The following is an 11,166-nucleotide window of genomic DNA, read 5'->3' as shown; positions in this document are numbered from 1 at the left end:
GTTCATGGGTCGTGTGGGCTCAGAGGGTCTTGAGGACGTTGACCGAAACGGTCTCGGATATTTCGCCGAACGACATCACGTCCAGCTCGCGGAACCGCCCTTCGATCAGCTTCTTGACGTAACGCCGCACATCGACCGAACACAGCAGCACCATGTCCTTGTGCGCGATGTGCAGGCTGTCCAGGCCGACGCTCAGGCGATCCATGAGCTCCTGCGCATCCGCCGGTTCCAGGTTGATGAAACTGCCGCCCGAGGTCTGGCGGATACCTTGGCGCACCACCTCTTCGAATTCCGGCGACAGCAACAGCACGCGCAGGTCATTGCCCTGGGCGAACTTGTTGCTGATGTAGCGCGCCATCGTCCCGCGCACGTGCTCGACCAGGGCCAGCACGTCCTTTTCCCGCGAGGCCCAATAGGCCATCGACTCGAGGACCAGCTTCAGGTTGCGCACGGAGATGCGTTCGCCGACCAGGCGTTGCAGCACCTCGGCGATCTTTTGCACGGTGACGTGGCGATAGACTTCCTTGAGCAGGTCGGGATAACGACTCTCCATCTCGTCGAGCAGGTGCTTGGTCTCCTGCACACCAAAAAACTCCTGGATGTTGCGGGCCAGCAACGTCACCAGGCAGCGATAACATTCCTCGTCGGCCGCTCGCAGCTGATAGCCCAATTGTTGCACCTGCGCCCGGTCAACGGCGCCGACCCACACGCCGCCCTGGCGATTGCTGTCCTGGCCGCGCACCAGCGAAAAGCCCAAGGGCTCCAGGTCCGGCGAGTAGTCGAGCAGGCGCCAGTGGTCGAAATGGATGTCGAACTGCTCGGCCCGCACTTCATTGATCAGCACCGCCACCTGGTGCGCCGGCAAGCCATCGTTGCCACGCAGTTGCGGCTCGGGGATGCGCACGCCGTAATCGAGGAAAAACTGGCTGCGAAATCGTGCGGGCCAACGGGCCCGGGTCAACACGTCCAGGTGCGCGGTGGGCACCAGCAGCATGAGGGCCACGGTTTCAGTGGCGAGGGTGTCGATGTTCTCAAGCAACCCCGTGCCGGCGTGCAGCGCCTCCGGTTCGCTGGCGCCGCCATGTGGCTCGCCCTGCCCGCCGACCGGGCGCAGACGGAAAAACACCAGCAGCGCCAGCAACGCAGCGATGGGCACAAAGGTCAGCAGCGGGAAACCCGGCAGCAGGCCGACACCCAACGCCAGCAACGCAGTCACTCCGACGACGAACGGATTGCCCAGGGTCTGCGCGAGCATGTTGCGCCCCAGGTTGCTGTCGTCACCGTTGACACGGGTGACGATGAAGCCGGCACCAATGGCGATCAACAGCGCCGGAATCTGTGCCACCAGGCCGTCGCCTATGGTCAGCAACGTGTAGGTCGACAGGGCGCTGGAGGTGTCCATCCCCAGTTGCCCGACCCCGATGGCCATGCCACCGATGAAGTTGACGAAGATGATGACGATGCCGGCGATCGCGTCGCCCTTGATGAATTTCATGGCGCCGTCGAAGGAACCGTACAACTGGCTTTCGCGCTCCAGCACGTTGCGCTTGTCCCTGGCTTCCTCGGCGCTGATGGCGCCCGCCTTGAGGTCGCCGTCGATGCTCATCTGCTTGCCCGGCATGCCATCGAGCGAGAACCGTGCCGCGACTTCGGCGACCCGCTCCGAGCCTTTGGTGATGACGATGAACTGGACAATGGTGACGATGGAAAAAATCACGAACCCCACCACCAGGCTTTCGCCGATCACGAACGCGCCGAACGAGGCGATGATCTCGCCGGCGTCGGCCTGGCTGAGGATCAGGCGGCTGGTACTGATCGACAGCGCCAGGCGAAACAGCGTGGTCAACAGCAGCAACGCCGGGAACGTCGAAAAGGAGAGGATGCGTTCGATATAGAACGAACCCATGAACACCAGCAGCGAAATGACGATGTTCAGGCCGATGAGAAAATCCACCAGCGCGGTCGGCAAGGGAATGATCAGCATGGCGATGATCATCACCATGAGGGTCAGGATCAGCAGCTCCGGGCGGGCGCCAACGCTGCGCAGAAACCCGTTGAGCAGGCCGCTCATGTGTCACCCCCAGCGGGTCGGCGCCGACCTTCATGGCCGAAGGCGATGTCGGCCAGCCGGGTGAATTGCTGCGCCAGGCGTTGCGGTGCCTCTGCATCGGCGAACAGCGATAACGGCAATTGCAGGCTGAACCGCCGCACGGTGTTCAGCAGCGTCGAGCGCTCAGGGTGCGGGCTCGACCGCAGGCTGTCGCCAAGCACGCCGAACAGCCACTCGTCGAGTTCATCCGGACAGGTCAACAGGCCCAGCAGAAACACCAGCCAGTCGGTTTCTTCCGGGTTGTGCCGCCGGATCAGCGAATCGCCGAGCAGGCCGCCGATGAACTGCGCCTCGGCTGAACGCAGGCGCTTGAGCTCATTGAGCCGGGCCAGCATTTGGCCAAACTCCAGGCGAGAACAACTCGGGTCCTGGGCGCCGATATCGGTGAGCAGCGCCGCCTCGATGAACGCCAGCACCTGCAGGCGCCGCGCCGGACCATAGAGCGCGATCCAGTGCTGATAGCTGTCGAGCGGCCCGTCCTCGGATTCGAGAAAATCCCGATAGGTTTCACGCAACAGCGCGGCCCGCACGACCAGGCCCGCGCCGAACAGGCGGGCCTTGAGCGCGGCATTGATCCCGGCATTCAGGCGCTTGGCAGACGCCTGGTCGACCACGGCCTGCAACAGGGCCTCCAGCCGTTGGCGACTGGTCTCGTCCAGCGTCTTGCGGCGCAACAGCTCACGCAGCACCCACGCCAGGTCGCTGTCATCGGCAAACAACTTGCGCGCAGTCGTCAACAAAGAGGCGACGCTGGCGTCGGCCAGCGGCGCCAGCCTGAGCAGCTGCCGGACCTTGGGCAGCGGGTCGTCGTCAAGCACGCGTTCGAGATTGTCCGGCAGGCTGTCGGGCTTCAACTCGAACTGCCGCCGGGCCCGAAACTGGGTGAGCGCGGCAGACATTTCATCGCTGATCTGCACCAGACGCTGGACCCAGGCACTGGCAGTGGTGTCAGGGTCCGCCTCGACCGGCGCCTGGGGCGATGGATGCTCGGCGGCCTTCTCGGCGTTGAGCCGCGCCTGGGCGGCCCGGCCACCACTGGGAAGCATCGGCGTGATCATGCTTGCGGTGCCCGCAGGTAGCTGCGTCGCACCCGCTCGTGCTGTTGCGGGGTGAGCAGGCGTGAGGCCGGTTCGACGACTTCGGGTTCCAGCGCATCGCGGATTTCCCTGGGCTGAATCAGGAACACGCGCACGGTGTTGGCCGAGCGGCTCTGGCGGTAGCTGAACAGGCGACCGATCCAGGGGATCGAACCGAGCACCGGTATCCGGCCGATCTGTTCACTGTGATCGTCGCGGGTGAAGCCGCCCACCAGCAGGCTCTTGCCTGGCGGGACCCGCGCCACCGTGCTGATCCGGGTGCGACCGACCGTGGGCAACGCGCTCGGTTGCTCGCCGCGGTCGGGGTTTTCGAGCTGGCTGCCGTCCTCGATGGTGAGCGACATTTCGATCTCGTCGGTCTGGGCGAAACGCGGCAGCACGTTCACCAGCGTGCCGTAGGTCACGTGTTGCAGATCGACACTGCGCTCGCCCACCAGCGGCGCATAAAAGGTGCGATTGTTGTCGAAAATCGCCGGCACGTTTTCCTGCGTAAGGATCATCGGCCGCGAGACCACGTTCGCCCGGTCGGTGCGTTCCAGCGCCAGGATCCGCGCCACGAACGACGCGCCGTTGAGGGTGGTGGTCGAGCCGGTGTTGAGCGATACGCCGAGTTTGCCACCCACCTTCGAGGCCCCTTGCCAGTTGATGCCCAACTGATTGAGCTCGTCCTTGTGCAGGTCGATGATCCACAGCGACAACTCGACGTGACGCTTGGGCGTGTCCAGGGCACTGACCAGGTTCTCGATGAAACGCACCTGCTCCGGCAGGCCCTTGACCAGCAGGCTGTTGGTATCGGGGTAGGCCACGACCCGGATATTGCCGGCGGCCATGTCCCGGGCGAGGATGCGCGGGGCCGACGGGTCCCGCTCCGACAGCGTGGTCGCCAGGCCGAGCAGCGGAAACTCCGGCATCGCCGCCTGACGCTCAGGCTGGGCCTGGGCCACGGTAGACTCGACGCCATTTTGCTCGCCACGCAGCAAGTCTTCGATCACGGTCGCCAGGCCCGGGATGGTGATCTTGTCGTCACGCAAGTCGTACTGGCGGTTGCCGACAAAGGTGTTGCGCACCTGGATCACGCCGATCTGCTGCTTGCCCAGCATCAGTTCCGAGCGTTGGTTGTCCATCATCCCGGCCGCCTGGATCACCAGATCGACGTACATCGGCGGCCCGGACACATGGAAGGTGCGCAAGCCGTCGTGGCGCAGCGGATAGCGCCGATCGTACAAACCGGAACGTTCGAGGAACGCCTTCAGGTTCGCCACGGTCAGGGTCTGCAGCGACATCATCGAGCTCTTGAATTCGCCGGCGTCGTACAGGTAGATCGCTTGGCCGTCGCTGTACCAGATCAGGCCCATCTGCGCGCTGACTCGCTCGAACACCTGCTGCGGCGCGCGCAGGTCGAAGGTGCCGGAGATGCGCTTGGCCGCCGCGCTCTTGCTGACGATGACCGGCTTGCCCAACGGGCCGGACAGCGCACTGAAAAAGCTGCGCACGCTCTGCTCCCGCGCTTCGAAACTGGCTTCGCTGGCCTGGGCTTGCCAGGGCGCGAGCAGCCAGACAATCGACAGGCAGACGGACAGCAGCTTGAAGATTCGGCGGTTCATCGGCTCACTTTCCCGGCAGGTAGGTGATGTCGCACAGACTGCTGGGCGTGAACCCCACCAGTTGGCGAATTTCCCTGGAGAAATGCGAAGACGAGGCAAAACCCAGCTCCAGCGCGACATCGGTCAGCGAACCGCCGTGCAGGCTCATGTTCAGCAGTGCCCGGGCCGTGCGCCAGCCGCGCAGCTCGGGCTTGGCGGCCTTGCCCAGCGCCTGGTGGCACAGACGCCGGAAGTGCGACACCGAAACGCCGTAGCGCTGCGCCAGGTCGGCGAGCTTTTCGCTGCGGGTGCCCTCCTCCAGAAGGAATCGCACCAGCCCGTAACTCTCGGTGTGCCGCAAGACGTCGGCGAACGCCTGGAAGGCCGGACTGCCGCCCAGGGCCTGGGCGAGGTACCAGCGCTCAAGGGCGCGGTCCGAACGAACGGTGTCCAGGCTCACCGGCAGGGTCGCCCACGAAGCCGGATGACGCCGTTGGCCGATCAACGCATCGCTCAGGTCGATGAACACCTGCAATTTCACCAGCCGCGCCGGCGACAACGGCAACACCTGCACTTCGCCACAGTGCAGTTGCACTGCCTCGTCGGCCGCGACCAACCCTTCCCAGCCGGCGGGCAAGCGAGTGCAAGGAGGGGTCCCCAGGCGCAGGTTCGAGCTGCCGACACGCAGGTGCATCACGCGCTCGGCACAGCGACCGCCGGGCGATGATGTGAGGTTAAGGGGTTCGGGGGGCATGCCCATCTGCGGTTCGGCCTGACGATGAAGGTAGGGCAGGATGAAAGACCGGGCCCGGGAAGTCCTGATGAAAACCTGATGGACGCCGGGCTGGCATATGCCTTGCACCCACACCGCTATCAGCACTCATGGCAACGGCGCGATGAGTGTCAGGACAACGGCGTCGTCACCCGACCTTGTGCATGCGAGGACGCGGGGCGACGCTTTTTTTTGCAAGGTGAAGACGCGATGAACGAACCATCAGCCGGCCCATTGGCCTGGGTCAACGGCAGCGATGCCCCGGAAAAGACCGAAATCAACCTCGGCTTCATGGCCCTGAGCGACTGTGCCTCGGTGGTGGTCGCCGCCACCCAGGGTTTCGCCCAGCCTTACGGGCTGACCTTGAACCTCAAGCGCCAGTCATCCTGGGCCAATCTGCGGGACAAACTGGTCAGTGGCGAACTGGACGCCGCCCACAGCCTCTATGGCCTGATTTACGCGGTGCATCTGGGCATCGGCGGTGTGGCCGCCACCGATATGGCGGTGCTCATGGGGCTGAACCAGAACGGCCAGAGCATCAACCTGTCCCATGGGTTGCTGGCGCTGGGCGTGACCGGTCCTGAAGCACTGGACCGCCACGTGCACCAAACTCGACCAAAACTCACCTTTGCCCAGACTTTCCCCACTGGCACCCACGCCATGTGGCTGTATTACTGGCTGGCGAGCCAGGGCATCCATCCGTTGCACGATGTCGACAGCGTGGTGGTGCCGCCGCCTCAAATGGTCGCGCACCTGCAAGCGGGACGGATCGACGGTTTCTGCGTCGGTGAGCCCTGGTCCGCCAGCGCGGTGAAGCAGAACCTCGGCTTCACCCTGGCCACCACCCAGACCATCTGGCCGGACCACCCGGAAAAAGTCCTGGGCTGCACCCGCGCCTTCGTCGAGCAGTACCCCAACACCGCCCGCGCACTGGTGATGGCGATCCTGCAAGCCAGTCGCTTCATCGAGCAAAGCAGCGAAAACCGCCGCAGTACCGCGCAACTGTTGAGCGCCCCGCAGTACCTCGACGCGCCGCTGGACTGCATCGAACCGCGATTGCTAGGTGATTACGTCGACGGCCTCGGCAATCGCTGGCAGGACCCGCACGCGCTGCGCCTGCACGGCAATGGCGAAGTGAACCTGCCGTACCTGTCAGACGGCATGTGGTTCATGACCCAGTTCCGTCGCTGGGGCTTGCTGCGTGACGATCCGGACTACCTCGCGGTGGCCCGGCAGGTCCAGCAACTAGACTTGTACCGGGAGGCCGCCGGCGCCGTCGGCATCGCAGCGTCGAGCCGGGAGATGCGCAGCAGCCAGCTGATCGACGGCAAGACCTGGGACGGCTCGGACCCCGCCGGTTACGCCCGGGGCTTCAAGCTGCACGCCATGAGCGACAGCTCGCCCCTACTCGCCAGCCGCTGACAGGAGACTGCGAACATGTTGCGTATCCTGCTGATCAATGACACCGCGAAGAAAGTCGGCCGGCTGAAGGCAGCCCTGACCGAAGCCGGATTTGAGGTGATCGACGAATCCGGCCTGACCATCGACCTGCCCGCGCGCGTCGAAACGGTGCGCCCGGACGTGATCCTGATCGATACCGAGTCACCGAGCCGCGACGTGATGGAGCAAGTGGTGCTGGTCAGCCGCGATCAGCCCCGGCCGATCGTGATGTTCACCGACGAGCACGACCCCGATGTGATGCGCCAGGCGATCAAGTCCGGGGTCAGCGCCTACATCGTCGAAGGGATTCACGCCCAACGCCTGCAGCCGATTCTGGACGTGGCCATGGCCCGCTTCGAAAGCGACCAGGCCCTGCGCGCCCAGCTGCATGCCCGCGACCTGCAACTGGCCGAGCGCAAACGCATCGAGCTGGCCAAGGGGCTGCTGATGAAGATGAAGGACTGCAACGAGGAAGAGGCCTACACCCTCATGCGCCGCCAGGCGATGAGCCGGCAGCAGAAGCTGATCCAGGTGGCGGAGCAGATCATTGCGATGAGTGAGTTGCTCGGCTGAGGTTTTTTGTTGCCTGTTCTGGCTCTATCGCGAGCAAGCTCACTCCTGCAGAGATCGCGGTCCCCTGGAGGAGCGGGCTTGCCCGCGATGGGAGCAACTCGGTTTCGAAGTGTTGGCACAAATCTCGCTAAGCATTCACCACAGGTAACCAACGGCGGTTGCCCCACCTACGACAAAGACGTCGCTCACCCGATTGGCCCATGGCAAATCAGGTGGCGGCGTTTTTTTGTTTTGGCCCCACAGCCCGGGGCCGGTGGTGCGGCCGTTGCGGCCTCCCACCTGCAAGCTCATGACTCCTTCTCGAGACGACTCACAGCTGAGGTGCGCGATGAATTCAAGCTTCTGGAAATCCGGCCATACCCCGACCCTGTTCGCGGCCTTTCTCTATTTCGACCTGAGCTTCATGGTCTGGTACCTGCTGGGCCCGTTGGCGGTGCAAATTGCCGGCGACCTGCACCTGACCACGCAACAACGGGGCATGGTCGTCGCCACGCCGATCCTGGCCGGCGCTGTCTTGCGCTTCGCCATGGGCATGCTCGCCGATCGTCTGTCACCCAAGACCGCCGGGCTGATTGGCCAGGTGATCGTCATCTGCGCACTGTTCGGGGCCTGGAAACTGGGCATCCACAGTTATGAACAGGCACTGATCCTCGGCCTGTTCCTCGGCATGGCGGGCGCTTCCTTCGCTGTGGCCCTGCCGCTGGCCTCGCAATGGTATCCGCCGCAGCACCAGGGCAAGGCCATGGGCATCGCCGGCGCCGGCAACTCGGGCACCGTACTGGCGGCGTTGATCGCCCCGGTGCTGGCGGCTGCGTTCGGCTGGAGCAACGTGTTCGGTTTCGCCGTGATCCCGCTGGTGCTGACCCTGATCGTCTTTGCCTGCCTGGCGAAAAACGCGCCTGAACGGCCCAAGGCCAAGTCGATGGCCGACTACTTCAAGGCCCTGGGCGATCGTGACAGCTGGTGGCTCATGTTCTTCTACTGCGTGACCTTCGGCGGCTTCATCGGCCTGGCCAGCGCCCTGCCCGGCTACTTCAACGACCAATATGGCCTGAGCCCGGTCACCGCCGGCTACTACACGGCGGCCTGCGTGTTCGGTGGCAGCCTGATGCGCCCGTTGGGCGGTGCCCTGGCCGACCGTTTCGGCGGCATTCGCACCTTGCTGGGCATGTACACCGTGGCGGCGGTCTGCATTGCGGCAGTGGGTTTCAACTTGCCCAGTTCCTATGCGGCCCTGGCCCTGTTCGTCTGCACCATGCTCGGTCTGGGCGCGGGTAACGGCGCGGTGTTCCAACTGGTGCCTCAGCGCTTCCGCCGCGAAATCGGTGTGATGACCGGGTTGATCGGCATGGCCGGCGGCATTGGCGGCTTCGCCCTCGCGGCCGGGATGGGCGCGATCAAGCAGAGCACCGGCAGTTATCAACTGGCCTTGTGGTTGTTCGCCAGCCTCGGCGTCCTGGCGTGGTTCGGCCTGCATGCCGTCAAGCGTCGCTGGAGAACCACCTGGGGTTCGGCCGCTGTCACCGCCGCTCGGGTCTGAGGCCTGAATGAGCCTGCAACTGAGTTTCGCCGAAGCCAGCGCCATCGGCCCCCGCGAGGAGAACCAGGACGCCCTGCGCCTGGTCACCCCGGCACCGGCGCTGGCGGCGAGCAAGGGTTACCTGTTCGCCATCGCCGACGGCGTCAGCCAGTGCGCCGATGGCGGGTTGGCTGCCCGCTCGACCTTGCAGGCATTGGCCCTGGATTATTACGCCACCCCGGAAACCTGGGGCGTCGCCCAGGCGCTGGACCGCCTGTTGCTGGCGCAGAATCGCTGGTTGCAGGCCAACGGCGGCGGGCAACCGCTGCTGACCACGGTCAGTGCCCTGGTCATGCGTGGCCGGCGTTTTACCCTGGCCCACGTCGGCGACTGCCGGGTGTACCGCTGGCACGCCAATCAATTGCAACGGATCAGCGAAGACCACGTCTGGGACCAGCCGGGGATGCAGCATGTGCTGAAACGCGCCCTGGGTCTCGACCAGCATCTGGTGCTGGATTTCCTCGACGGCGAACTGCGCCTCGACGAGAGTTTCGTGCTGCTCAGCGACGGCATCTGGGCCGTGCTGGGCGACACCGCCATCGCCGCCATCCTGCGCGATCAACCGGACCTGCAGAGCGCCGCGCATACCCTGGTGCATGCGGCGCATCTGGCCGGCAGCCAGGACAACGCCAGCGCCCTGCTGGTGCGGGTCGATGCCCTCGGCGAAACCAGCATCGGCGATGCGCTGATTCATTTGCAGCAATGGTCCTTGCCGCCGGCGTTGAAACCCGGCCAGGTCTTCGAGGGTTGGCAGGTCGAGGGGATCGTCGGGCAGAGCCAGCAGTCACGGCTCTATCGGGTTCGCGATGCCCAGCAACAGCCCTGGTTGTTGAAAACCCTGCCGGTCGCCCTCCACGACGATCACCTGGCCGGGCAGGCGCTGCTGTCCGAAGAATGGTTTCTGAAACGGGTCGCCGGGCGACATTTCCCCGAAGTGCACGCCAGCAGTCAACGCCAGCATTTGTATTACGTGATGCGCGAATACGCCGGCATGACCCTGGCGCAACGGGCAGAAAGCAATGCAACAATGGCACTGGCGCAATGGCTGGACCTGGCGGAGCGCCTGCTGCGCGCGGTGGGCATGCTGCATCGTCGGCAGATCCTGCACCGCGACATCAAACCGGAGAACCTGCTGCTGGGGGACGATGGCGAACTGCGCCTGCTGGACTTCGGCCTCGCCTACTGCCCGGGCCTGTCCGAAGACCAGCCTTCGGCCTTGCCCGGAACGCCCAGCTACATCGCACCGGAGGCCTTTCGCGGTGATCCACCCACGCCGCAACAGGACTTGTACGCGGTGGGCGTGACCTTGTATTTCCTCCTGACCGGGCACTACCCCTACGGCGAAATCGAAGCCTTCCAGCGCCCTCGGTTTGGCGTGCCGGTCAGTGCCAGTCGCTACCGCCCGGACTTGCCGGAATGGGTCGCCCACAGCCTGGAACGCGCGGTGGCGGCGGACCCCAGCCAGCGCTTCGAGACGGCGGAGGAATGGCTGCTGGTGCTGGAACAGGGGGAACGGCGCAGCCTCAGCGTAAGGCCCCGCCCGCTGTTGGAGCGCGAGCCGTTGAAGGTGTGGCGGACGTTGGCGTTGTTGTCGTTGGCAGGGAATCTGGTGTTATTGGTTTTTTTGTTTCACGGGTAGGTGGGGTTGGGCTGGGTGAATATCCGTTTTTTGGGTGATGGCGGATTATGGTTCCGCTCTTACAGCGGGTCACTTTCGAAAAGCCTGCGCGGCCCCAAAGTGACCCGCCGTAAGGGCGGAACCTTAAGTAGCCGTTACCCCAGCAATGGATATTCACCCAATCCATAAACCGCGATAACAGCCGACCAGCCCATCACCTCTCGCTCCATTACCGGGCAACGCGCTTCGATTCGGTGCACCGCCCACCCCCTGCCCAGACGAAATCCCCAATAAAATCAACGCAGGAACAACTTGGCACAACCACTGCATTACCTCTTCCATCAAACACAAAGCCCAGCCTTCAACGATGAAGGGTGCGCTTCCCGAGAGAACG

General features: G+C 64.4%; 8 protein-coding genes. 4 read left to right on the top strand and 4 right to left on the bottom strand.

Annotated features, from left to right (window positions below; genetic code table 11):
* Nucleotides 1-19: 19 nt before the first annotated feature.
* From QIW53_RS12670 to QIW53_RS12655, 4 genes are read right to left on the bottom strand one after another with little or no spacing between them, the layout of a single operon-like run.
* On the bottom strand, nt 20-2,062 hold the full coding sequence (locus QIW53_RS12670) for an EscV/YscV/HrcV family type III secretion system export apparatus protein (protein ID WP_371050139.1): 2,043 nt from the start codon (nt 2,060-2,062) through the stop codon (nt 20-22).
* Between the two features lie 5 nt (nt 2,063-2,067).
* Complete coding sequence (sctW, locus tag QIW53_RS12665) at nt 2,068-3,168, bottom strand: type III secretion system gatekeeper subunit SctW (protein ID WP_371049952.1); 1,101 nt, start codon at nt 3,166-3,168, stop codon at nt 2,068-2,070.
* Nucleotides 3,165-4,811, bottom strand: a complete 1,647-nt coding sequence (gene sctC / locus QIW53_RS12660) for a type III secretion system outer membrane ring subunit SctC (protein WP_371049951.1) — start codon at nt 4,809-4,811, stop codon at nt 3,165-3,167. Before sctC ends, sctW begins: the two co-directional genes overlap by 4 nt.
* 4 nt (nt 4,812-4,815) lie before the next feature.
* Nucleotides 4,816-5,544 (bottom strand): AraC family transcriptional regulator, encoded by a 729-nt coding sequence (locus QIW53_RS12655; protein WP_371049950.1) that lies wholly within the window; start codon nt 5,542-5,544, stop codon nt 4,816-4,818.
* A gap of 228 nt (nt 5,545-5,772) precedes the next feature.
* Here QIW53_RS12655 and QIW53_RS12650 point away from each other — a divergent pair, with 228 nt between their 5' ends.
* The 4 genes from QIW53_RS12650 (at nt 5,773) to QIW53_RS12635 (ending at nt 10,793) form a co-directional block, all read left to right on the top strand.
* The gene (locus tag QIW53_RS12650; RefSeq protein WP_371049949.1) at nt 5,773-6,984 is read left to right on the top strand and encodes a CmpA/NrtA family ABC transporter substrate-binding protein; all 1,212 of its coding nucleotides are present in this window, start codon (nt 5,773-5,775) and stop codon (nt 6,982-6,984) included.
* Nucleotides 6,985-6,999: 15 nt separating this feature from the next.
* A complete protein-coding gene (locus QIW53_RS12645; protein ID WP_084318725.1) occupies nt 7,000-7,575 on the top strand; it encodes an ANTAR domain-containing response regulator in 576 nt (191 codons plus the stop codon).
* Nucleotides 7,576-7,903: 328 nt separating this feature from the next.
* On the top strand, nt 7,904-9,115 hold the full coding sequence (locus QIW53_RS12640) for a nitrate/nitrite transporter (protein ID WP_371049948.1): 1,212 nt from the start codon (nt 7,904-7,906) through the stop codon (nt 9,113-9,115).
* A gap of 7 nt (nt 9,116-9,122) precedes the next feature.
* The gene (locus QIW53_RS12635) at nt 9,123-10,793 is read left to right on the top strand and encodes a protein kinase domain-containing protein (RefSeq protein WP_371049947.1); all 1,671 of its coding nucleotides are present in this window, start codon (nt 9,123-9,125) and stop codon (nt 10,791-10,793) included.
* Nucleotides 10,794-11,166: the final 373 nt, after the last annotated feature.

Source organism: Pseudomonas fluorescens (assembly GCF_041354075.1).
GTDB classification, from domain to species: domain Bacteria; phylum Pseudomonadota; class Gammaproteobacteria; order Pseudomonadales; family Pseudomonadaceae; genus Aquipseudomonas; species Aquipseudomonas fluorescens_CE.
This window is presented reverse-complemented; position numbering and strand designations above follow the sequence as displayed.